This window comes from Bradyrhizobium sp. BR 10289 (assembly GCF_019455385.1).
In the GTDB taxonomy this organism is placed as follows: domain Bacteria; phylum Pseudomonadota; class Alphaproteobacteria; order Rhizobiales; family Xanthobacteraceae; genus Bradyrhizobium.
Genome location: NZ_JACOFR010000023.1, coordinates 105983 through 128406 on the forward strand (window position 1 = coordinate 105983; position 22424 = coordinate 128406).

Genomic DNA, 22424 nt, shown 5'->3' on the forward strand with positions numbered 1-22424 from the left:
ACGCGGACCGGCATGTTGCGAAAATTCCCGATTGCACTGGCTTTGCTCGGCTTATCCTGGCTCGCTCTGCCGTCGCTGGCCGAGGCCGCCGACATCACCGGCACGGCAAAGGTCCGTGCCGGCGATTCCGTCGTGATCGGCAACACGCGCATCCGGCTCGGCGGCATCGACGCGCCCGCGGTGGACCAGCTCTGCCTCAACACCAAGACTGAGCGCTGGACCTGCGGCGTCGCCGCCCGCGACGAGCTCGCGAAATACACCGAAGGAAAGACCTGGGTCTGCCACACCCGTTCGGTCGACCGGCGCGGCCGCACCGTGGCACGCTGCGAGGTCGGCGGCGAGGACATCCAGAAATGGCTGGTGCGCGCCGGCTGGGCGCTGGCCTACACCCGTGTCTCCAAGGACTACGAACCGGACGAGGCTGCCGCGCGTGAGGCCAAAGCCGGGATGTGGCAGGGCGCCTTCATCGCGCCCTGGGACTGGCGGGAGCGCAACAAGAAGACGACGATTCTGGGCGCGACAAAGCCGCCGGACGGAGCGCATGCGGTGCTGCTCGCCTCGGCCTCGGGGCCGGTCGCGCCCTCGCCGGACTGCACCATCAAGGGCAACGTCAACAGCGCAGGCGAATGCATCTATCACCAGCCGACCAGCCGCTGGTACGCGCAGATCAAAATGAAGATCAGCAAGGGCACCCGCTGGTTCTGCTCGGTGGAAGAGGCGGAAGCGGCCGGGTGCCGGGAGACCAAACGATAGGGGCAGTCAGGGCTGCATTTTGGGTGCTTTTCTTGCATCTCCGCGCCGCGTAAGAGTGAGACTCAGCGACCCCACCATCCTGTTCTCTGGCAATAAGGACCGACAGCAATGACCGTTCGCGCGGGCCGGGAGTTTCTGGCCATCCCCGGGCCCACCACGATGCCCGACGAGGTGCTGCGGGCGATGCACCGTCCGGCGATCGACATCTACTCCAAGGAGATGCACGAGCTGACCGACAGCCTGCTCGCCGACATCTCGAAGCTGTTTGCGACCAAGGGCAAGTCCTACATCTACATCGCCAACGGTCATGGCGCCTGGGAAGCCGCTTTGAGCAACGTGCTGTCGCGCGGCGACAAGGTGCTGGTGCTGGAGAGCGGACGGTTCGCGATCGGCTGGGGCAACGCGGCGGCGCTGATGGGCGCCGAGGTCGAGGTGCTCAAGGGCGACTGGCGCCGCGCGGTGCGGCCGCACGAGGTCGAGGAGCGTCTGCGCCGCGACAAGGAGCACAAGATCAAGGCCGTCGTCGTCGTTCAGGTCGACACCGCCTCCGGCGTGCAGAACGACATCGAGGCGATCGGCAAGGCGATCAAGGCGAGCGGCCATCCCGCGCTGTACATGGTCGACACCGTCGCCTCGCTCGGCTGCATGCCGTTCGAGATGGACAAATGGGGCGTCGATGTCGCGATGTCCGGCTCGCAGAAGGGCCTGATGACGCCGCCCGGCCTCGGCTTCGTCGCCGCCAATGCGCGCGCGCTCGAGGTGCAGAAGAAGGCCAACATGTCGACGCCCTATTGGAGCTGGAGCGAGCGCGAGGGCACCGAGAATTATCGCAAATATGCCGGCACCGCGCCGGTGCATCTGTTGTTCGCGTTGCGCAAGGCGATCGACATGCTGCACGAGGAAGGCCTCGAAAACGCCTTCCGCCGCCACAGCCTGCTCGGCGAAGCCGCGCGCCGCGCGGTCTCCGCCTGGTCGGAAGGCCAGGTGCTCGGCTTCAACGTCGCGGAAGCCAGCGAGCGCTCCAACACCGTGACCACGGTGACCATGAGCAACGGCCATGACCCGGCCGTGCTGCAACGCTATTGCAAGGAGAAGTGCGGCGTGGTGCTCGGCACCGGCATCGGCGATCTCTCGGGCCAGGCCTTCCGCATCGCCCATATGGGCCATGTCAATGCGCCGATGCTGCTGGGAACGCTGGGCGTGATCGAGATCGCGCTGAACGCGCTGAAAATCCCGCACGGCAAGGGCGGGCTCGAGGCGGCGGTGTCGTATCTCGGGGAAGAGGTGGCGGCGTAGAAGGCGGCACTCGTGCCCCGGACGCAGCGCAGCGCGCACTTACGCGGTGCGCTGCAGAGCCGGGGCCCATGTGGCTGCGATGGATCCCGGCTCTGCGGAGCGGCACTTTGCGCCGCACCGCGTCCGGGACGCGAGACCGGATTTTCCCGAATCCTACTACGCAAGGCCCCACTACGGCAGTTGAGGCACCCGATACGCTTCGATCTGCGCTTTCAGCTCGTCCAGCGACGCAAGCGGCTTGTTCGGATCGACCCGGTACTCCCCGCTTCCCAACCACTTCAACACCATCGCATCCACCACCGGCGAGTGATGGATCACGTCGCTGTAATTGTCGAGATCGTGCGTCACCTCTTTGATCGCACGGAAATCATGAAGGCGCACGTTCGGTAGCTTCGTCAGGCGCTGCGCGATGACCGCTGTGAGATCGGTGACGATCTTCAGCGTCGCGGGCGAGGCATCGCGCATCGCGACGAATTGCAGGATCGAGTAGGGCGGGAAGTAGATGTCGAAGCTCACATCCGGATGGCGCGCGATCAGGCCGACCGCGTCCTGCTCGAAATGCCGGACCATGGCCTCATAGCCGTAGCCTTCGCCGAGGAAGCGGCTGCGCGACGGCGCGGTGATATAGGCGAAAGAGGCCAGCGTCTTCTTCGCGTTGTAGTCCCGCGCGACGTCGAAGTCCCGCGGCAGGGCATAGATGTCGTCGACATCTTCAAGCGCGAACTTGACCGGCAGATAAGGCGCCGCACGCGACAGCGGTCCCTGCAGCGGCGGGATCGATCGCAGCAATGCGAACAGCGATTCCTTCGCCATTGCCGCGCTGAACAGATAGGACGCGATGCCCTTGGCCGTCCGGCGGTAGAGATCGACGGAGAGATACGGGTCAACCTCGATGTCGGCCGCATCGACGAAGATGAAATCGTCCATCTCCCAGATCACGCGCTTTGCGCCGCGATAGATCGCCTGCTCCAACACGAAAGCCTGCTGGCGCGAGTTGGAGCCGGTCATCGCGAGCTTGAGCGAATGCACGCCGAGCGCGCGATCGATGTCGCTCTGGCGGAAATGGATCGCGAGCGAGGTGCCCATGAACGCCGTGTCGAACGATTGGCTGCGGATCAGCCCGGCATTCTGCATCCTTGTGTCGTCGGAATAGAAGGCGAGGCGCGAGAGGCGGAACAGTTGCAGGGGATCGACGGCATAGGTGAGCATCGCCGCGCCCAGCACGCAGGCGATGCTCGCGAGCAGGAGGCGCCCTAGATGTGAGAACGGCCCGCGCATCAGAACCGGAAATAGATGAATTCGCTGTGGCTCTGGATGCCCAGAATGCCGAAGGCGAGCACGAGTGACGCCGCATAGAGCACCAGCGGACGCATGCGGCCAGCCCGCAAGCCTTCGCCGACCGTTCGATTGGCGTGATCGTATCCCATGATGGCTTGGGTGTTCGGCGCCAGCCACACCAGCGCGGCATAGACGGCGACCTGCACCAGCGCCGCGATCTCCTCGCGGCCGAAGACGATGTTGGAGGGATCAGCCATCGCGTGCAGGACGCGCAGCGCCCATGCGACGCTCTCGGCGCGAAAGAACACCCAGGCAACGACGACGGCGAGGAACGTCAGCGCTGCACCGGCCATGCGGAGCGGTCGCACTGCGATCGCCGGCATGGTCGGCATCAGTGCATTGAAAGCGTGATTGACGCAGAGATAGGCGCCGTGCAGCGCGCCCCATACCACGAACGTCCAGGCCGCGCCGTGCCAGAGGCCGCCGAGCAGCATCGTGATCAGCAGGTTGACATAGCGCAGCACGCGGCCGCGCCTGTTGCCGCCGAGCGGGATGTAGAGATAGTCGCGCAGGAACTGCGACAGCGTCATGTGCCAGCGCCGCCAGAACTCGATGATGCTGGTCGCCTTGTAGGGCGAGTTGAAATTGACGGGCAGGAAGATGCCGAACATCAGCGAGATCCCGATCGCCATGTCGGAATAGCCGGAGAAGTCGAAATAGAGCTGGAACGTGTAGGCGAGCGCACCAAGCCAGGCCTGGTCGAAGCTGGGGAAGCGCGCCTCGAAGGCGAGCGCGACCAGCGGCTGGATGCCGTCGGCAAGGCAGGTCTTCTTGAACAGGCCGATGGCGAAGATGATGATTCCGCACAGGATCAGATGCGCGTCAGGACACTTGGTCTCCTCGCGCTCGAATTGCGGAATCATGTCCTTGTGATGGAGGATCGGGCCCGCGATCAGATGCGGAAAGTAGGTCACGAACAGCGCGTAATGCGGCAGCGCATAGGCCGCGACCTGGCCGCGATACGCGTCCACCAGGAATGCGATCTGCGTGAACGTGTAGAAGGAGATGCCGACCGGCAGCAGGATGTGGATCGCAAAGTGCGTGCCGAACAGCGCGTTGATGTTCTCGGTAGCAAAGCCGGCATATTTGAAGATGCCGAGCACGAGGAGATCGCCCGCGACGCCGAGCCCGAGCGCAGCCTTGCGTTGCCTTGGGCCGAGCTTCGCCACGATCAGGAGATGGCCGACGCCATAATTGAACACGATCGAGAGCAGCAGCAGGGCCACGAACTGCCAGCTGCCGATGGCATAGAAGGCGAGCGAGGCCAGCGCCAGCCAGATCACCGGCGCCAGATTGCTGCGCCGTCCCAGCCCGAAATACCCGGCCAGTGCGACCGGCAGGAACAGCAGGATGAACGGATAGGAATTGAACAGCATCAGGCTGGACCGGCGGCGGGATATGGAGGCTAAGCATACACGGGCGCGACCAACAACCCCGCGACTTGGCGCAGGACCGCTGGCAATTGGCGGAATCGGAACGATATAAGACGGTGCGCCTTCTCCCTCTCCCCGTTCTTACGGGGAGAGGGTTGGGGTGAGGGGCCTCTCTCCGAGAATGAGATTGTAGAGAGACCTGTACCCCCTCACCCGGAATTTGCTCTCGCAAATTCCGACCTCTCCCCGCAGGCGGGGAGAGGTGAAGGGAAGGCGGCGCGCGAGTGATAGAGAACGAGGATCGAGTGACCAAGCCCAACACCCCCGCCCAGCCCCCCGTCGCCCCGCGCCGGCCGCATTCCTTTACCCATCACGGCATCACCGTGACCGACGATTATGCCTGGCTGAAGGACGCGAAATGGCAGGAGGTGCTGCGTAACCCTGCGGTGCTCGACCCCGACATCCGCAAATATCTGGATGAGGAGAACGTCTATACCGAGAGCCTGCTCGGCCATACCTCGGGCTTGCAGAAGATTCTGGTGCGCGAGATGCGTGGGCGGATCAAGGAGGACGATTCCAGCGTGCCCTCGCCCGATGGCCCCTTCGCCTATTTCCGCAGGTTTCGCGAGGGCGGGCAGCATGAATTATTCGGCCGCATGCCGCGCGACGGCGGCGAGGGCCATATCGTGCTCGACGGCGATGCGCTGGCAAAAGACCACAACTATTTCAAGTTCGGCGGCAGCCGGCACTCGAACGATCACAAGCTGCAGGCCTGGAGCGCCGACACCAAGGGCTCGGAGTATTTTTCGATTCGCGTGCGCGACTGGGCGACCGGCCAAGATCTGGACGATCTCGTCGAGGAGACCGACGGCGGCATGGTCTGGAGCGCCGATTGCAAGAGCTTCTTTTACGTCAAGCTCGACGACAATCACCGGCCGATGCAGGTGTGGCGGCACAGGCTCGGCACCAAACAGGCCGACGACACGCTGGTCTATGAAGAGCAGGATGCCGGCTGGTTCACCCATCTGCATGAGAGCACCAGCGGCCGCTTCTGCGTGATCGCGGGCGGCGACCACGAGACAAGCGAGCAGCGGCTGATCGATCTCGCCAATCCCGAGGCGCCGCCGCGCCTCGTCGCAGCGCGCGAGGAAGGTGTGCAATATTCGCTCGCCGATCGCGGCGACGAGCTGTTCATCCTCACCAATGCCGACGACGCCATCGACTTCAAGATCGTCACCGCGCCGCTTTCTTCGCCCGAGCGCAAGAACTGGCGCGATCTGATCCCGTATCGTCCGGGCATCTACATCATCGACCTCGATCTCTATGCCGGCCATCTGGTGCGGCTGGAGCGCGCCAACGCGCTGCCGTCGATCGTGATCCGCGATCTCACGACCAAAGAGGAGCACGCGATCGCGTTCGACGAGGCCGCCTATTCGCTCGACACGATGGGCTCCTACGAATTCGAGACGACCAATCTGCGCTTCGCCTATTCGTCGATGACGACGCCGTCGGAAGTCTACGACTACGACATGGTCAAGCGCACGCGGACCCTGCGCAAGCGGCAGGAGATCCCGTCCGGCCACGATGCGAGCGACTACGTCACCACGCGCATCATGGCGAAGGCGCAGGATGGCGCCGAGGTGCCGGTGTCGATCCTCCATCGCCGCGGGCTCACGCTCGACGGCACAGCCCCGCTGCTGCTCTACGGCTATGGCTCCTACGGCATGGCAATGCCAGCCTCGTTCAACGCCAACCGGCTGTCGCTGGTCGACCGCGGCTTCGTCTACGCCATCGCCCATATCCGCGGCGGCGCCGACAAGGGCTGGGGCTGGTACCTCGACGGCAAGCGCGAGAAGAAGACGAATTCGTTCGACGATTTCGCGGCCAGCGCTCGCGCATTGATCGATGCGAAATACACCAGCGCAAAACGCATCGTCGGCCACGGCGGCTCGGCCGGCGGCATGCTGATGGGCGCGGTGGCGAACCGCGCCGGCGAGCTGTTCGCCGGCATCGTCGCCGAGGTGCCGTTCGTCGACGTGCTCAACACCATGCTCGACGACACGCTGCCGCTGACGCCGCCGGAATGGCCTGAATGGGGCAACCCGATCGAGAGCGAGAAGGATTTTAGGACGATCCTGTCCTACTCGCCTTACGACAATGTCGCGGCGAAAGAGTATCCGGCGATCCTGGCGATGGGCGGCTTGACCGATCCCCGCGTCACCTATTGGGAGCCGGCGAAGTGGATCGCCCGCCTGCGCGCGACAATGAAAGGCGGTGGCCCGGTCCTGCTGCGCACCAACATGGGCGCCGGCCATGGCGGCGCATCGGGGCGGTTCGACCGGCTTGATGAAGTCGCGATCGTCTATGCGTTTGCGCTGTGGGCGGTGGGGATGGCGGATAAGGCGGAAGTCTGATCTCTCCCTCTCCCCGTTCTGACGAGGAGAGGGTTGGGGTGAGGGGCGGCCTCAGCAGATTCGCTGGCAGATGGAATCGCGGAGAGTCCCCCTCACCCGCCGCGCTTTGCGCGTCGGCCTCTCCCCGCAGGCGGGGAGAGGCAAAGAGCGGCTCACACCGCGCCGTGGGCCTCGACATAAAGCGCATAGACCGAATGGCTGCTCGCCATGTAGAGCCGGTTGTTCTTGAGGCCACCGAAGCAGAGATTGGCGCAGCGTTCGGGCAGTTTGATGAAGGCGAGCGGCTTGCCATCGGGGTTGAACACCATGACGCCGTCGAGGTCTTCGGACCTGCCCTTGAGCTGGTAGACCTTGCGTCCCCCGACATCGGTGGGCTCGGACGCCAGCGCGCCGTTGGAGCCCCAGCCGCACCAGAGATTGCCGTCGCGATCGACGCGAAAGCCGTCGAGCGAAGCCTGGTCGGCGGCGTCGATCAGCTTGGTCTTGCCGCTGAGGCTGCCGTCATCGCCGACATTGTAGCTCCAGATGCTGCGGTTGGGCGTGCCTTTCCATTCGACGATGTAGAGCTTCTTCTCATCCGGCGAGAAGGCGAGACCATTGGGATTGACGAGGTCGGTGAGCACCGCGCTGATCTTTCCGTCCCTGGCGATGCGATAGACGTTGGTGGTGGCCTGCTCGGCCTTTTCCTTCTTGCCTTCCCACTCGCCGTTGATGCCGAACAAGGGATCGGTGAACCAGATGCTGTCATCGGATTTCACCACGATGTCGTTCGGCGAATTCAACCGCTTGCCCTCGAACTTGTCGGCGAGCACGGTGATCTTGCCGTCCTTCTCGGTGCGGGTGATACGGCGGGTCACCGAGTGCTCGCAGGTGACGAGGCGGCCCTGGCGGTCGCGCGCATTGCCGTTGGCGTAGTTGGCGTTGGCGCGGAAGACGCTGGTCTGGCCGGTCTTCTCGTCAAACTTCATGATCCTGTTGTTGGGAATGTCGGAGAACAGCAGATAACCGCCATCGGGGAAATAGGCGGGGCCTTCGGCCCAGCGCATGCCGGTCGCGACCTGCTCGACCGTCGAGGAATAGAGCCGGTACTTGCCGAAGCTCGGATCGAGGATCTGGACGGCGGGATCGGGATAGCGCTGGTTGGGCGCAAACGGAAAAGATTGGGCGCCGGCGGCGCGGGCGAGAAGCGTCGAAGCCGCCAGTGCGCCAGCGCCGGCCATGAGATTGCGTCGCGTGAAGTTCATGAAATCCTCCCTGGGTGATGCAAGGCCGGCGCTTGCTGCGCCGGCGCGTTTTTTGTCGTGATGTCGTCGGCTCAGCGGCCGTTCTTCTTCCGCCATTCCGCGAAGTCGGTCAGCGTCTGCGGATCGGTGGCGGGGTAGAGGCCAAAGATGCCGCGGCCCTTGCCGACTTCCTCGGTGACGAAGTCCTCGAACGCCGTCATCTCGAAGGTCTCGTTGGCGATTTCGTCGGAGAGATGCGCGGGGATGACGATGACACCGTCGGCATCGCCCAAAATGACGTCGCCGGGAAACACCGGCGCGTCGCCGCAGCCGATCGGGACGTTGATCTCGATCGCCTGGTGCAGCGTCAGGTTCGTCGGCGCCGACGGGCGATGGTGATAGGCGGGAATGCCGAGTTTTGCGATCTCTGCGGAATCGCGAAAGCCGCCGTCGGTGACGACGCCGGCGACGCCGCGCTTCATCAATCGCGTCACCAGGATCGCACCGGCGGAGGCCGCGCGCGCGTCCTTGCGGCTGTCCATCACCAGCACCGCGCCGGGCGGACAATCCTCGACCGCCTTGCGCTGGGGGTGCGAGCGGTCCTTGAACACCTCGATGGTGTTGAGGTCTTCCCGCGCCGGCATGTAGCGCAGCGTGAAGGCCTCGCCGACCATGGTCGGCTGGTCGGCGCCGAGGGGATGTACATCCTGGATCATCTGGATACGCAGGCCGCGCTTGAACAGCGCGGTGGCGACGGTGGCGGTGGAAACGGATTTGAGTTTTGTGCGGGTTGCTTCGGAAAGTTTGGTCATGGTGTTCTCTCTCGTCATTCCGGGGCGCGCGGAGCGCGAGCCCGGAATCCATCGGGCCGCACGCACGCGGTAAAATGGGTTCCGGGTTCGCGCTCCGCGCGCCCCGGAACGACAGCGTCAGTAAATCGACGGCTCGCCGATCGGCGCGCCGAAATCGGTCTCGAGGAAGTCGAAGTCACAGCCGTCATTGGCCTGCTTGATGTGCCTGGTGAACATCCAGCCATAGCCGCGCTCGAAGCGGGGCTCCGGCTGCTTCCAGGCGGCGCGACGTTTTTCCAATTCGGCCTCGCTCACATCGAGATTGATGGTGCGTGCGGCGACGTCGAGGGTGATGCGGTCGCCGTTCTGCACCAGTGCCAGCGGGCCGCCGATATAGGATTCCGGCGAGACGTGCAGGATGCAAGCGCCATAGCTGGTGCCGCTCATGCGCGCATCCGAGATGCGCACCATGTCGCGCACGCCCTGCTTCACGAGTTTTGTCGGGATCGGCAGCATGCCCCATTCCGGCATGCCCGGGCCGCCCTGCGGTCCGGCATTGCGCAGGATCAGGATGTGATCCTCGGTGACATCGAGGTCGGGATCGTCGACGGCCTTCTTCATCGACGGATAGTCGTCGAACACCAGCGCAGGTCCGGTGTGCTTGAGGAAGCGCGGCGCGCAGGCGCTTGGCTTGATGACGCAGCCATCGGGCGCGAGATTGCCCTTGAGCACCGCGAGCGCGCCTTCCTTGTAGATGGGATTGGCGACCGAGCGGATCACGTCGGCATTGTGCACCTCGGCACCGTCGATGTTCTCACCCAGCGTCTTGCCTGTCACCGTGATGCAATCGAGATGCAGGTGCTGCTTGATCTGCCCCATCAGCGCCGGCAGGCCGCCGGCATAGAAGAAGTCTTCCATGAGATAGGCATCGCCGCTCGGACGGACATTGGCGATGACGGGCACCTTGCGGCTCGCGATCTCGAAATCGTCGAGGCCGATGTCCTGGCCGGCGCGGCGGGCCTGCGCGATCAGGTGGATGATGGCGTTGGTCGAGCAGCCCATCGCCATCGCCACCGCAATGGCGTTCTCGAAGGCTTTACGGGTCTGGATCGTCTTCGGCGTCAGATCTTCCCAGACCATCTCGACGATACGGCGGCCGCATTCACTGGCCATGCGGATGTGGTTGGCGTCCGCTGCGGGGATCGAGGAGGCACCGGGCAGCGTCATGCCGATCGCTTCCGCAATGGCAGTCATGGTCGAGGCCGTGCCCATGGTCATGCAGGTGCCGTAGCTGCGGGCGATGCCGGCCTCGATGTCGAGCCAGTCCTTGTCGGAGATCTTGCCGGCGCGACGCTCGTCCCAATATTTCCAGCCGTCGGAGCCGGAGCCGAGCGTCTTGCCCTTCCAATTGCCGCGCAGCATCGGGCCCGCCGGCAGATAGATCGCCGGGATGTTCATCGAGGTGGCGCCCAAGAGCAGCGCCGGCGTGGTCTTGTCGCAGCCACCCATCAGCACCACGCCGTCGACGGGATGGCTGCGCAGCAGCTCCTCCGCGTCCATCGCCAGCAGGTTGCGATAGAGCATGGTGGTCGGCTTCAGCAGCGATTCCGACAGCGACAGCGCCGGCAATTCGATCGGCAGGCCGCCCGCCATCAGGATGCCGCGCTTGACGTCGTCCACGCGCGATTTGAAGTGCATGTGGCAGGGCTGCGCGTCCGACCAGGTGTTGAGGATCGCGATGATCGGGCGGTCCTTCCACTCCTCCGGAGCGTAGCCCATCTGCATGGTGCGGGAGCGATGGCCGAACGAGCGGAGATCGTCGGGCGCGAACCAGCGCGCGCTGCGGAGCTGGTCGGGCGTTTTCTTCTTGGTCATGATTGGGTGCCCCATTTCTGCACGGTGTTCCGCTCGATGGCGCGGAAGATCAGGTTCTCGACAAAGAGCCCGATGATGATCACCGTCAAGAGGCCCGCGAACACCGCGGGTATGTCGAGAAGGTTGCGGTTCTCGAAGATGAACCAGCCGAGCCCGCCCTGCCCCGACGACACGCCGAACACCAGCTCGGCCGCGATCAGGGTGCGCCAGGCGAAGGCCCAGCCGATCTTGAGACCGGTGAGGATCGAGCCGAACGCGGCGGGGATCAGGATCTTGGCGACATAAGGCAGCCCGCGCAGGCCGTAATTGCGGCCGACCATGCGCAGCGTGTTGGAGACGCTCTTGAAGCCGGAATGGGTGTTGAGCGCGACCGGCCAGAGCACCGAATGGATCAGCACGAAGACGAGGCTGCCATTGCCGAGCCCGAACCAGATCAGCGCCAGCGGCAACAGCGCGATCGCCGGCAACGGGTTGAACATCGCCGTGACAGTCTCGAGAAAATCGGTGCCGATGCGGGTGGAGATCGCGAGCACGGTGAAGACAGCGGCGAGCACGATGCCGGCCGAATAGCCCATGAACAGCACTTTCAGCGACGCCCAGGCCCGCATCGGAATGGTGCCGTCCTTCACACGGTCCCACAGCGTCACGATGGTGTCGTGCAGCGTCGGAAACAGCAGCGGATTGTCGAGGTAGACGCCATAGGCTTCCCAGACCGCGGCCAGGAACAGGATGATGATTGTCTTGCGGACAAAACCGTCATTCCAGAGCAGTTCGAGCACGCTCAGCTTGCGCTCGACCTCGCCCGCGCCGATCGAGGCGACCGGCGCGTCACGCAGCAATATTCTCGCTTCGGCCATGAACTAGTCCCTCAATGCGCGGTGGCTTCGCCGGCGAACAGGAGATCGTGGATCTCTTTCTCCAGCCGGCCGGCGCTGCCGTCCTCGTTCGAGACCTTGTCGACGTCAACCACCTCGGCCTTGACCCGGCCGGGATGCGGCGACAGCAGCAGGATGCGGTTGCCGATGCGAATCGCCTCCGCGATCGAATGGGTCACGAACAACACGGTGAATTTGGTCTCGCTCCAGAGCTGGAGCAGTTCGTCCTGGCAGGTCCGCCGCGTCAGCGCGTCAAGTGCGGCGAACGGTTCGTCCATCAGAAGAATGTCCGGCTCCATGGCCATGCCGCGCGCGATCGCGACGCGCTGCTTCATGCCGCCGGAGAGCGTGTGCGGATAGGCATCGACGACGCGGGTGAGACCGACCTTCTCGATATAGGCCCGTGCCTTGGCCTCAGCGTCCTTGCGCGGCAGTTTTCGCGCGGTGAGCAACGGGAACATCACGTTGGCGAGCACGCTCTTCCAGGGCAGCAGCTGGTCGAACTCCTGGAAGATCATCATGCGGTCGGCGCCGGGACCAAGGATCTCGCGACCACTGATCGCCATGCGGCCTTCGCTCGGGCTCATATAGCCGCCGACGGCCTTGAGCAGGGTCGACTTGCCGCAGCCGGACGGACCGAGCAGCACGAAGCGGTCGGATCTGTCGACCGTAAAGCTCACTCTCTCGGTGGCGGTGACGACGGCGCTGGCCGTCTTGTAGCGCAGCGTCACCCCGTTGACGTCGAGCAGGGCCATCAGTTGCCCTTCAGATCGTGCGCGACGGAGAGATAGTAGTCCGTCCAGGCCTTGGGCTGGTTCTTCAGCGTGCCGGTCTTGAACAGATGCGCGGCGAACTTCATCGTGCCCTGCGGCTCGAGATTCCACTCCATCATGCCGGGCTCTTTCAGGAGATCGAGCAGCTCTTCCACCGAGGTCTTGTCGCCGGTGATCTCCTTGTAGATCTCGACGGCTTGTTTCGTATCGCTGCGGATCAGATCCTGCGCCTCCTTGGTGGCGTCGCGCACGGCCTGGATGATTTTTGGATTGGCATCGGCGAATTTTGTCGTGGTGAAGAACTGCGCCTGGCTGAGCGGGCCGCCCATCACGTCGGGCGAGTTCAGCACCACATGCGCGCCCGGCACGTTCTTCAGCTCGAGGAAGGTGTAGGGCGGGATCGAGAAATGATTGTGAACCTCGTGCTTGGGATTGGCGAGCGCCGCATAGGCGTCGGGATGGCCGAGCTGCACGGTGCTGGTATCGAGCTTCGACCATTGGTCGGCGCCAAAAGCCTCGGCCGCCGCGATCTGGAGCACGATCGCCTGGGTGGACACCTTCACGGTCGGCACCGCGATCTTGTCGTTCGGGCCGAAATCCTTGATCGACTTGATGTTAGCGTCTCGGGATATCAGCGTCATCGGCTGCGCTGACGTCGCGACGATGCCCTTCACCCCGCCGCGGGTGCGGTCCCACAGCAGCAGAAGATTGCCGGTACCGGTGTTGAGGATGTCGACGCCGCCCGCGAGCAGCGCATCGGTCTGCGCGCCGCCGCCGGAGAAGGTGATCCATTTGGTGGTGACGCCCGGTACGCCGAGGCTGGCAGCACGCTTCTCGATCAGCTTCTGCTTTTCCATGATGTGGCTCGGCATGTAGAAAATGCCGGGCTGGCGCGACAGCGAGATCTCGGATTTCTGCTGCGCCTGCGCGCCGGATACCGGCAGGGCGGCTGCGGCGAGCAGGGTGGCGGCCGCGAGCTTGCTGCGAAGATGCTTGAGCATTGTTGTGTGTTTCCTCCGGGTAAGCGTCGAGCTGCGTTGACCCTGCTGATGCACTAATATATTAGTGCATCAAAGGCAAGCCCGCGGGAGCCCGACATGGAAGCAGCCCCCTCCGCGCCAGGCGCGGCCGCAAAAGACGCTTCAAGGCCTGCCCGGCTCGACCGCGCCCGACAGGCCGCGCCGCAGGTGTTCGAGCGGCTGCGCAATGCGATCATCGCCCTGGAGCTACCGCCGGGCGCGCCGCTGTCGCGCGCCGAGCTCGCCAGCCAGTTCGGCATCAGCTCGACGCCGGTGCGCGATGCCCTGATGCGGCTCGAGGAAGAGGGTCTCGTCGACGTGTTTCCGCAACACGCGACCGTGGTCAGCCGGATCGACATCGGCCGCGCCCAGCAGGCGCATTTCCTGCGTCAGGCGCTGGAGCTGGAGATCGTCCGGCTGCTCGCGGAACAGCATGACCAGGCCTTGGTGATCCGCCTCGACCACGCCATCACGCTGCAGCAGCAATTCGCCAAGGCCGGCGAGTTCGAGGCCTTCATGGCGGGCGACAATGATTTTCACGCCCAGCTCTACACGGCCGCCGGCAAGCAGGATCTATGGGCGCTGGTGCGCAGCCGCAGCGGGCATATCGACCGGCTGCGCCGGCTGCATCTGCCCTCGCCCGGCAAGGCCCAGAACATCGTGCGCCATCACAGGCTGATCACCCGTGCGATCGAGGCCGGTGACGGCGATGCTGCACAACAGCACCTGCGCAAGCATTTGTCGGGCACGCTCAGCGAGCTCGACAAGATCCGCAGCCACCACCCGGAATACCTGGCCGACTAGAGCCAGCCCCGTCCATAGTCATATGCACGCAAACATGCATATGGAGGACCATGTGATCCGGGCGCGGCTTCCATCCATCGGACTGCCGCGAAGTGCTTGCAGGCCGGGCACAATCCGCGCAACAATTTCGTATTTGACGCTTTGATTTGGGGTCGCAGGGAAAATCCCGGCCGACCCGGAGGTTTTGCCGTGGCCAACATCCTGATCGTGGATGACGATCCGGCCGTTCAGATCACGATTCGGCTGCTCCTGGAGCGGGCCGGTCATCATGTTACCGTCGCCGGGGATGGCCGCAAGGGATTGGCGCTGTTCGAGGCCAGCCAATTCGACCTGCTGTTCCTCGACATCTTCATGCCCGGCATGGACGGGCTGGAGACGATGCGCCACATCCGGGCACGGGCTCCGGCGACGCCCATCATCGTGATTTCCGGCCGTTCGATCACGCCGGAGGCCTATGCGGAACCGGATTTCCTGAAGATGGCGACGAAGCTGGGCGCGGTGGCCAGCCTCCAAAAACCGTTCCGTCCCGACGCGCTGCTCGCGGCAGTCGACGGCTGCCTGAAATCGGCGCAAATATCATCGGCGCCGCAGCCCGATGCCGGCTCCGGCGGCCGATAACAGGGCCATGCATGGTGGGCAGCCACAGAACATTTTGGACGGTTCTCGACGCGGCGCGAAGGTCGACATGACCCTCGCAACCCGGCTGGCCATCGCGATGATTCTGCTGGTCGCCGTTGCGGTCTCCGCCGTCGGATGGCTGAGCCATTACAGCCTCGAGCAGGCCTTCCTGCCGCGCGTGCTCGACCGCATCGAGACCCAGTCCCGGCTGCTGGCCTCCCAGCTCGAAATCCAGACCAATGGCGCGCGCGCCGACATCAAGACGTTCCGCTCCCGGGTCGCCGTGCGCGGCATGATCGACGCGCATTTCAACAATGGCGTCAATCCAACCGACCATCTGTCCGAACAGAACTGGCGCGAGCGGTTGCTGCCGCAACTCGTGGCCGTCGTCGAGGCCAACCCGACCTACGCGAAATTTCGCATCATCAACGCCGACGGCAGCGAATATCTGCGCGTCGACCGATCCGGCCCGACCGGATCGGTGCGGATCGTCCCGGACGACGCCCTGCAAAACAAGGACGAGCGTCCCTTCTTCCAGGACGCGAGCAAGCTGCCCGAAGATCAGATCTACGTCTCTCCCGTCGATCTGAGCGTCGACAATGGCGTGATTCAGATGCCGTATGTTCCGACCTTGCGCGTCGCGGCGCCGCTGTTCGGGTCCGATCACCGGCTGTTCGGCATCGTCGTCATCAACGTCGACATGCGCCAGATGCTCGACCGCATCCGGATCACGACCCGGCGCGGGGAGCAGGTCTACGTCGTCAGCCGCAATGGCGACTATATCGTACACCCGGACCGGACCCGCGAGTTTGGCTCGCAACTGGGCACGCCGACGCGCTGGCAGGACGACTTCCCCTATTTCGCTGACCTCACCGGATCGACGCAGGGCAAGACCCACGTCGCACCTGAAAGCGACGGCAAGCCGAGCGGCACCGCGATCGCGTCGGCGATTCTGGCCGAGGGACAATGGATCGGCATCATCCGCGTCGTGCCTTACGCCGTGTTCATGGCGCCCGCCGTCGTCATCGAACGAAACACCATCACGATCGGCCTCATCGCGGTGCTGGTCGCAGCGGTGCTGGCGGTGCTGCTGGCGCAGTCGCTGACCCGGCCGATCGGACGGCTCACCACGGCGGTCAGGGCCATCGGGCGCGGCGAGCCCGCCGCGATTCCGATCGATGCCTCGGGCGAGACCGGCATGCTGGCACGCGCCTTTGCCCAGATGGTCGAGGAGACCAAGGCCAAGACGTCGGCGCTGGAGCACGAAGTCGAGCAGCGGCGGCGCAGCGAGGCCGCACGCGAGCAGCTCGCCGTCCGCGAACGCCTGTTCAGCGCGGCGGTGGAATCCTCCGACGATTCCATCGTGATGCAGACGCTCGACGGCACCATCATCGGCTGGAATGCGGCGGCCGAACGCCTCTACGGCTATTCGGCCGAGGAAGCGGTCGGACAGCCGACCTCGATCCTGCTGCCGCCCGACCGCCGCGAAGAAGGCAAGGACTATCTGCGGCGGATCGCGCTGGGTGAGCGGATCGAGCATTTCGAGACCGTCCGCCTGCGCAAGGACGGCACGGCGGTCGACATCTCGGTCAGTCTCTCGCCGATCCGGGGCGCCTCCGGCGAGATCATCGGCGCCTCCGGCTCGGCGCGGCGCCTCACCGACGCGCGGCAGACCGAGCGGGCGCTGCAACAGACGCTCGAGGAGCGGCGGCAGCTGTTCGACGCCTCGCAGGATCTGATCATGATCATGGATTCGCGCGGCCATATCGTCCAGATCAGCCCGAGTTGCGAGGCCATCCTCGGCTATCGGCCCGACGAGATGATCGGCCGCAGCGGCGCTGATTTCATCCATCCTGCGCATCTCGATCAGTCCCGCGCGGAAATGCGCGCGCTCCGGCGCGGCGAACAGACCAGGCTCGCCGACACCCGCTGCTTCCACAAGGACGGGCGCGAGGTCTGGCTGTCCTGGCTCGGCAACTGGTCCGACCAGGCCAAGCGCTTCTTCTTCGTGGGGCGCGACATGACCGAGGCGCGGCTTGCGGAGGAATCCCTACGCAAGAGCGAGCAGCTCGCGCGCGACATCGTCGAGACCGCGCTCGACGCTTTTACTCAGACGGACCAGACTGGCACCATCCTGAGGTGGAACTCTCAGGCCGAGAAGCTATTCGGCTGGTCGCGTGAAGAAGCTATCGGCAGGAATGCATTCGATCTCTTCGTCGCCCCGAGCGAACGGGAGGGTGTCAGGGCCAGACTTCAGCTGTTTCTTGAGTCCGGGGAGCAAATGTCACCCAGTCCGCGGCGCGAACTCCTCGTGCGGCGGCGCGACGGCAAGGAATTCAGGGCCGAGCTGAGCGCCATGGCAGTCCGGCAACACGAAGGCTTCCTTTTGAATTCGTTCTACCGCGACCTCACCGACAAGATCGCGGCCGAGGAGCGCATCCGCCAGGCCGAGAAAATGGAAGCGGTCGGCCAGCTCACCGGCGGCGTCGCGCACGACTTCAACAACATCCTCACCGTCATCACCGGGACGATCGAGATCCTGGCCGACGCGGTGGCGAAGGAGCCGGAGCTGGCGGCGATCACCAGGATGATCGACGAGGCTGCCGGACGCGGCGCCGAGCTGACCCAGCATCTGCTCGCCTTCGCGCGCAAGCAGCCGCTGCAGCCACGCGAGATCGACATCAACGCGCTGATCGTCGACACCGCAAAGCTGCTGCGGCCGACGCTCGGCGAGCAGATTCAGATCGAATCGGTTTTCGAGGACGAGAACTGCGTTGCGATCGTCGATCCCAACCAGCTTACCACGGCGCTCCTCAACCTCGCGCTCAATGCCCGCGACGCCATGCCGGGCGGCGGCAAGCTGATCGTGGAGACGGGCGCGGCCTATCTCGACGAGGTCTATGCCAGTGTCAACGATGTCCGGCCGGGACACTACGTGCTGATCGCCGTGAGCGATACCGGCACCGGCATCCCGGCCCACATGCTGACGCGGGTGTTCGACCCCTTCTTCACCTCGAAGGGACCGGGCAAGGGCACCGGTCTCGGGCTCTCCATGGTCTACGGCTTCATCAAGCAGTCGGCCGGGCACATCAAGATCTACAGCGAGGAAGGCCACGGCACCACGATCAAGATGTACCTGCCGCCCGGCAAGACCGCGACGGCGGTCGGCGACGGCGTGACGCCGGCGACGATCGAGGGCGGGCACGAGACGATCCTGGTGGTCGAGGACGACCGCCTGGTGCGCGACTACGTGCTGGCGCAGCTGCATTCGCTGGGCTACGTCACCTTGCAGGCCGCGAACGCTGCGGAAGCGCTCGCGATCGTCGCGAGCGGCAGGCCGTTCGACCTGCTGTTCACCGACGTCATCATGCCCGGCAAGATGAACGGACGACAGCTTGCCGACGAGCTGATGAAGACGCGCCCCGATCTCAAGGTGGTCTATACGTCAGGCTATACCGAGAACGCGATCATCCATCACGGCCGGCTGGATTCGGGCGTGCTGCTGCTTGCGAAACCATATCGTAAGTCGGATCTGGCGCGGATCATCCGCAGGGCGCTGGGCGGGTGAAGGACGATCGCGTGTCCCGGACAAGGCGCAGCGTGTAACGCTGCGACGCAGAGCCGGGACCCAGAAGTGCCAGCGGTGCAATTGGAGAAATGGGCCCCGGCTCTGCACCGCATCACTGCGTGACGCGCTGCGTCAGGGGCAAGAGACAGAATGACTGCGCGCCTTACGAGGCGCGCTGGGCCGCGGTCATCACGATCCGGATCAGGTCGGCGGCATTGCGCGCGCCGAGCTTCTTCATGATGTTGGCGCGGTGGTCCTCGATGGTGCGCGGGCTGATGCCGAGGGTGCGGCCGGCTTCCTTGTTGGACGCACCGGAGGCGAACTGCTCGAGCACCTCGCGCTCCCTGCGCGTCAACGGCTCGCGTCCGGGGAAATGCAGCGAGCCGAATTTCGGCGAGGCGCTCTCCGCCTGCCTGCGTGCATAGGCGCCGATCGCCTCGTCCAGCCGGCCGACGATCTCGCTGCCGCGGAACGGCTTCTCGATGAAGTCGAGCGCGCCGTTCTTGATGGCGCTCACCGCCATCGCGATGTCGCCCTGCCCGGAGATCATGAAGATCGGCGCCGGGTAATCCTCGCCGTGCAGTTCTCTGAGAATGTCGAGACCCGACTTTCCGGGAATGTGCACGTCGAGCAGGATCGCAGCCGGCGTGCGGTTTCGCGCGACCGACAGCAGTGCTGCGCCGTCCGCAAAACAGATCACCTCATAGCCCGCCGCTTTCAACACCATCGACAAGGTGTCGCGAACGGCAGGGTCGTCATCGACTACGAAGATTTCACCGCGAGAGCTTTGTTCGGCCATGTGCCACATCCGGTTGGCATGAAGGACTCGCGTCCGCGCCAACTGTTATGGCGTTCGGCGCGGATTCGGCCCACCCGTATTTGTACGGGACATGGACTTAACGCACAAGTAGCGGCATGGCGCCTAATTGCAGGAGACGGAGAATATCCATGCTAAATTTCGCTGGCACGCTACCTGTCATGACGACGGCCGAAGCCGACAGCCGTCAGTTGATCGCAGCCGACCTGCGCAGCCTGATCTCGCAGATCGAGACCAGCATGCGCCGGATCGCCGCAGCCATGGATCAAGAACGCGGCAGCGATCCGGAAGGTTCCGCCGAGATCTTCGTTCTCGACGATGTCACGCCGCGTTATGCCGCGGCGAGTGCCGCCCTCGACGCCTGCCGGGCGGGCCTTGGCCATGCCCTGCAATGTATGTCGGAATCCGGCAACGCCGCATAGAGCGCGATCGGTGCGGAGAAGCGTCCGCATCCGATCGCATGGCTGCTCCGCAGCCTAGTTGCGGTGCCGCTCCACGATCGCGTCGGTGGCGACACCACCCCAGGTGTGGATCGCCGGCAGGCCCATCGCAGTCTTGCCGAGGTTGGCGAGGCTGATGCGCAGGGCCGCGAGGTCAAGCGGCTTCGGCAGGCTCTGGAGCTCGATCCCGACCGAGCGGGCAAAGCTGCGGGCGGCGCTACGGCGCTTGCCGTCCATGCCGCTGACGACGATCACATGGCCGGCGAATTTCGCCTCGGCCATCTCGCGCAGCACCTCGATGCCGTCGCCATCCTCGAGCACCAGGTCGAGCGTCACGCAGTCGAAGCGCGACGCACGAAGCGCTTCGATCGCTTCCGCCACCGACGGCGCCGCGGTGACCTCGTGGCCGGCCTGCTTGGCGGCGACCGTGATCAGGCTGCGCTGCGTGGCGTCGTCGTCGACCACCAGAAGCTGAAGCGCGCGACGCTCGGCGACATCGGGGAGGTTTGACGTGACGGGGGAGAGGGAACTTCTGGGCATTGCCGTATCCTGCGGATTGAGACCGGCTATGGATACACGGCTCGCGCTTAGGCGACGTAAAGCCGCTACGGCAAATTCGTTCGGATGTTTCAGCAAATATAAAGCAACGTGGCGGAAAGCGGGACTTGCGCCACGCTTCCGTCAGGCCGCTTCGTCGCGGCCGCCGGCAGCACCGCGCTTCTTCCGGTTCTTGCCGCGCAGGAACTGGATGTCCATCTCGGCGCCGTTGACCCGCACCAGCTCGCAGCGGCGGTAGGCAAGGCCGGTGGACGACAGCAGCAGGAAGAACTCCTTCAGGTTCAATCCCTGGATCGAGCCTTCCACCGTCAGGATCGCGTCGGTGTCGGAGATCGCGTTGAGCTTGCAGTCGCGCCGCCACGTGCCGTCGATGGCCATGATGCAGACATCGTAACCGCGACTGAACGTAACGCGCTCTGCGCCCTTGCCATCCTCGGCCATGCTCAGCGTCCCGCCATCGCCGCAATGCGCGGCGCGACACCGGCGACGGCCGGCTTGGCTGCGGCGGCGCGCGGGTCGTTCGGCTTGTAGAGGCCGCGACGATCCGGAATCGGGCGGAACGTGTCGGTGAGGCCGACCACGGTTTCGGCCGCGCCCAGCACCAGAAAGCCGTCGGGCTCGATCTGGCGCGCGAGGCGGTTGAAGATGTTGATCTTGGTGTCCTGGTCGAAATAGATCAGCACGTTGCGGCAGAAGATCACGTCGAAGGTGCCGAGCTGGGCGAAATCGTGCAGCAGGTTGAGCTGCCGATGCTGAATCATCGCCCGCAATTCGGGATTGATCTGCCAGGTCTCGCCGGTCTGCTTGAAATATTTCATCAGCATCTGGATCGGCAGGCCGCGCTGCACTTCGAACTGGCTGTAGATGCCGGCCTTGGCCTTCTCCAGCACCTCCTGCGACAGGTCGGTCGCGATGATCTCGACGCGCCAGCCGGTCAGGGCCGCGCCCATCTCCTTGAGGCACATCGCCAGCGAATAGGGCTCCTGCCCGGTCGAGCCGGCGGCGCACCAGATCCGCACGCTACGCTTGCCAGCGCGCGCCTTGATGATCTCAGGCATGATGTGGTCGCGGAAATGATCGAACGGGACCTTGTCGCGGAAGAAGAAGGTCTCGTTGGTGGTCATGGCTTCGACCACGTTGGTGATCAGATCGCGCGAGCCGCCTTGGAGCTTCTGCACGAGCTCGGCGATGCCGGAGAGCCCGGCCTTGCGGGCCAGCGGCAGCAGACGGCTTTCGATCAGATATTGCTTGTCTGCGGAGAGGTCGAGCCCTGAATTGTCCTTCAGGAATTTGCGTAGGTACTCATACTCGGTCGGGGTCACGGATGGCCTCTTGGAAGCTGTACTGGGAACACTCTGGCCAACGCATGCGGCCAGATACACTCAGACCATGGCTTGTCCGACCGGGAGCAAACCAACTTCAGCAAATTTGTCGGCGATGATGTCTTTGTCGAAGGGCTTCATGATGTACTCGTTGGCGCCGCCGCTGAGCGCCTGAGCGATATGAGCCACGTTGTTCTCGGTGGTGCAGAACACCACTTTCGGCTGGTCGCCGCCGGGCAGGCGGCGCATGTGGCCCATGAACTCGAAGCCGTCCATCACGGGCATGTTCCAGTCAAGCAGCACCGCATCGGGCAGCTGACGCTGGCAGATTTCGAGCGCCTTGGAACCGTCCTCGGCCTCGGTGACTTGGAATTCCAGGCCTTCCAGAATCCGGCGCGCGATCTTGCGCACGACGCTGGAATCATCGACCACCAAACACGTCTTCATTTCGGTTCTCCGGCTTCGGTGTTTCGTTGGCTCAGGCGGCCATCTGTACTTCGGTCTTCAATTCCAGGACGCGATCGACGTCGAGGACGACCATGAGCTGGCCGTCGAGACGGTGGACGC

General features: G+C 64.5%; 20 protein-coding genes and 1 pseudogene. 7 read left to right on the forward strand and 14 right to left on the reverse strand.

The genetic code is table 11. The features are described 5' to 3' along the window. Positions 1–12: 12 nt before the first annotated feature. Together HYH08_RS29585 and HYH08_RS29590 are read left to right on the forward strand one after the other, a co-directional pair. Positions 13–753: a thermonuclease family protein gene (locus HYH08_RS29585; RefSeq protein ID WP_220013378.1), complete on the forward strand. Its 741-nt coding sequence runs from the start codon at positions 13–15 to the stop codon at positions 751–753. A gap of 108 nt (positions 754–861) precedes the next feature. After that, positions 862–2049, forward strand: coding sequence for a pyridoxal-phosphate-dependent aminotransferase family protein (locus HYH08_RS29590; protein WP_220013356.1), 1188 nt, complete (start codon positions 862–864; stop codon positions 2047–2049). Positions 2050–2220: 171 nt separating this feature from the next. Here HYH08_RS29590 and HYH08_RS29595 read toward each other — a convergent pair whose 3' ends face one another. Together HYH08_RS29595 and HYH08_RS29600 are read right to left on the reverse strand one after the other, a co-directional pair. After that, on the reverse strand, positions 2221–3327 hold the full coding sequence (locus HYH08_RS29595; RefSeq protein ID WP_220013357.1) for a hypothetical protein: 1107 nt from the start codon (positions 3325–3327) through the stop codon (positions 2221–2223). Next, positions 3327–4763 carry an MBOAT family O-acyltransferase gene (locus HYH08_RS29600; RefSeq protein WP_220013358.1) on the reverse strand — a complete coding sequence of 479 codons (1437 nt, stop codon included), beginning with the start codon at positions 4761–4763 and terminating at the stop codon, positions 3327–3329. The genes HYH08_RS29595 and HYH08_RS29600 overlap by 1 nt, the downstream gene beginning before the upstream one ends. Before the next feature lie 302 nt (positions 4764–5065). Here HYH08_RS29600 and HYH08_RS29605 point away from each other — a divergent pair, with 302 nt between their 5' ends. Beyond that, a complete protein-coding gene (locus tag HYH08_RS29605; RefSeq protein WP_220013359.1) occupies positions 5066–7174 on the forward strand; it encodes a S9 family peptidase in 2109 nt (702 codons plus the stop codon). Between the two features lie 152 nt (positions 7175–7326). Here the strand turns inward: HYH08_RS29605 and HYH08_RS29610 are convergent, their stop codons facing one another. The 6 genes from HYH08_RS29610 to HYH08_RS29635 form a co-directional block, all read right to left on the reverse strand. After that, positions 7327–8418 carry an SMP-30/gluconolactonase/LRE family protein gene (locus tag HYH08_RS29610; RefSeq protein ID WP_220013360.1) on the reverse strand — a complete coding sequence of 364 codons (1092 nt, stop codon included), beginning with the start codon at positions 8416–8418 and terminating at the stop codon, positions 7327–7329. A 71-nt stretch (positions 8419–8489) separates the two neighbouring features. Then, on the reverse strand, positions 8490–9209 hold the full coding sequence (locus HYH08_RS29615) for a ribonuclease activity regulator RraA (protein ID WP_220013361.1): 720 nt from the start codon (positions 9207–9209) through the stop codon (positions 8490–8492). A 117-nt stretch (positions 9210–9326) separates the two neighbouring features. Continuing rightward, positions 9327–11063, reverse strand: coding sequence for an L-arabinonate dehydratase (gene araD, locus HYH08_RS29620; protein ID WP_220013362.1), 1737 nt, complete (start codon positions 11061–11063; stop codon positions 9327–9329). After that, complete coding sequence (locus HYH08_RS29625) at positions 11060–11920, reverse strand: ABC transporter permease (protein ID WP_220013363.1); 861 nt, start codon at positions 11918–11920, stop codon at positions 11060–11062. Before HYH08_RS29625 ends, araD begins: the two co-directional genes overlap by 4 nt. An 11-nt stretch (positions 11921–11931) precedes the next feature. After that, positions 11932–12693, reverse strand: coding sequence for an ABC transporter ATP-binding protein (locus HYH08_RS29630; RefSeq protein WP_220013364.1), 762 nt, complete (start codon positions 12691–12693; stop codon positions 11932–11934). Further along, entirely contained in the window at positions 12693–13712 is a 1020-nt protein-coding gene (locus HYH08_RS29635) for an ABC transporter substrate-binding protein (RefSeq protein ID WP_220013365.1), read from the reverse strand. Before HYH08_RS29635 ends, HYH08_RS29630 begins: the two co-directional genes overlap by 1 nt. Before the next feature lie 96 nt (positions 13713–13808). Between HYH08_RS29635 and HYH08_RS29640 the strand changes: the two genes are divergently transcribed. From HYH08_RS29640 to HYH08_RS29650, 3 genes are all read left to right on the forward strand, one after another. Continuing rightward, complete coding sequence (locus HYH08_RS29640; RefSeq protein ID WP_220013366.1) at positions 13809–14534, forward strand: GntR family transcriptional regulator; 726 nt, start codon at positions 13809–13811, stop codon at positions 14532–14534. 189 nt (positions 14535–14723) lie between these two features. Further along, the gene (locus HYH08_RS29645; RefSeq protein ID WP_220013367.1) at positions 14724–15152 is read left to right on the forward strand and encodes a response regulator; all 429 of its coding nucleotides are present in this window, start codon (positions 14724–14726) and stop codon (positions 15150–15152) included. Beyond that, positions 15130–18720, forward strand: coding sequence for a PAS domain S-box protein (locus HYH08_RS29650; protein ID WP_220013368.1), 3591 nt, complete (start codon positions 15130–15132; stop codon positions 18718–18720). The genes HYH08_RS29645 and HYH08_RS29650 overlap by 23 nt, the downstream gene beginning before the upstream one ends. Before the next feature lie 163 nt (positions 18721–18883). Here HYH08_RS29650 and HYH08_RS29655 read toward each other — a convergent pair whose 3' ends face one another. After that, complete coding sequence (locus HYH08_RS29655) at positions 18884–19519, reverse strand: response regulator transcription factor (protein WP_080138462.1); 636 nt, start codon at positions 19517–19519, stop codon at positions 18884–18886. 149 nt (positions 19520–19668) lie between these two features. Here HYH08_RS29655 and HYH08_RS29660 point away from each other — a divergent pair, with 149 nt between their 5' ends. Continuing rightward, positions 19669–19959, forward strand: coding sequence for a hypothetical protein (locus HYH08_RS29660; protein ID WP_220013369.1), 291 nt, complete (start codon positions 19669–19671; stop codon positions 19957–19959). Between the two features lie 54 nt (positions 19960–20013). On the opposite strand, the gene HYH08_RS29665 is transcribed toward HYH08_RS29660, so the two are convergent. From HYH08_RS29665 to HYH08_RS37535, 5 genes and pseudogenes are all read right to left on the reverse strand, one after another. Then, a complete protein-coding gene (locus HYH08_RS29665; protein WP_220013370.1) occupies positions 20014–20517 on the reverse strand; it encodes a response regulator in 504 nt (167 codons plus the stop codon). 141 nt (positions 20518–20658) lie between these two features. Beyond that, complete coding sequence (locus HYH08_RS29670) at positions 20659–20976, reverse strand: hypothetical protein (RefSeq protein WP_008565131.1); 318 nt, start codon at positions 20974–20976, stop codon at positions 20659–20661. A gap of 2 nt (positions 20977–20978) precedes the next feature. After that, entirely contained in the window at positions 20979–21857 is an 879-nt protein-coding gene (locus HYH08_RS29675; protein WP_220013371.1) for a CheR family methyltransferase, read from the reverse strand. A gap of 60 nt (positions 21858–21917) precedes the next feature. Then, entirely contained in the window at positions 21918–22304 is a 387-nt protein-coding gene (locus tag HYH08_RS29680; RefSeq protein WP_194405486.1) for a response regulator, read from the reverse strand. Between the two features lie 31 nt (positions 22305–22335). Continuing rightward, positions 22336–22424, reverse strand: a pseudogene (locus HYH08_RS37535) (chemotaxis protein CheW); the annotation flags it as partial.

Coding starts and splice junctions, on each gene's coding strand:
- HYH08_RS29585 (WP_220013378.1), top strand. CDS start 13: ATGTTGCGAAAATTCCCGATTGCACTGGCTTTGCTCGGCTTATCCTGG.
- HYH08_RS29590 (WP_220013356.1), top strand. CDS start 862: ATGACCGTTCGCGCGGGCCGGGAGTTTCTGGCCATCCCCGGGCCCACC.
- HYH08_RS29595 (WP_220013357.1), bottom strand. CDS start 3,327: ATGCGCGGGCCGTTCTCACATCTAGGGCGCCTCCTGCTCGCGAGCATC.
- HYH08_RS29600 (WP_220013358.1), bottom strand. CDS start 4,763: ATGCTGTTCAATTCCTATCCGTTCATCCTGCTGTTCCTGCCGGTCGCA.
- HYH08_RS29610 (WP_220013360.1), bottom strand. CDS start 8,418: ATGAACTTCACGCGACGCAATCTCATGGCCGGCGCTGGCGCACTGGCG.
- HYH08_RS29615 (WP_220013361.1), bottom strand. CDS start 9,209: ATGACCAAACTTTCCGAAGCAACCCGCACAAAACTCAAATCCGTTTCC.
- araD (WP_220013362.1), bottom strand. CDS start 11,063: ATGACCAAGAAGAAAACGCCCGACCAGCTCCGCAGCGCGCGCTGGTTC.
- HYH08_RS29625 (WP_220013363.1), bottom strand. CDS start 11,920: ATGGCCGAAGCGAGAATATTGCTGCGTGACGCGCCGGTCGCCTCGATC.
- HYH08_RS29630 (WP_220013364.1), bottom strand. CDS start 12,693: ATGGCCCTGCTCGACGTCAACGGGGTGACGCTGCGCTACAAGACGGCC.
- HYH08_RS29635 (WP_220013365.1), bottom strand. CDS start 13,712: ATGCTCAAGCATCTTCGCAGCAAGCTCGCGGCCGCCACCCTGCTCGCC.
- HYH08_RS29640 (WP_220013366.1), top strand. CDS start 13,809: ATGGAAGCAGCCCCCTCCGCGCCAGGCGCGGCCGCAAAAGACGCTTCA.
- HYH08_RS29650 (WP_220013368.1), top strand. CDS start 15,130: ATGCCGGCTCCGGCGGCCGATAACAGGGCCATGCATGGTGGGCAGCCA.
- HYH08_RS29655 (WP_080138462.1), bottom strand. CDS start 19,519: ATGGCCGAACAAAGCTCTCGCGGTGAAATCTTCGTAGTCGATGACGAC.
- HYH08_RS29660 (WP_220013369.1), top strand. CDS start 19,669: ATGCTAAATTTCGCTGGCACGCTACCTGTCATGACGACGGCCGAAGCC.
- HYH08_RS29665 (WP_220013370.1), bottom strand. CDS start 20,517: ATGCCCAGAAGTTCCCTCTCCCCCGTCACGTCAAACCTCCCCGATGTC.
- HYH08_RS29670 (WP_008565131.1), bottom strand. CDS start 20,976: ATGGCCGAGGATGGCAAGGGCGCAGAGCGCGTTACGTTCAGTCGCGGT.
- HYH08_RS29680 (WP_194405486.1), bottom strand. CDS start 22,304: ATGAAGACGTGTTTGGTGGTCGATGATTCCAGCGTCGTGCGCAAGATC.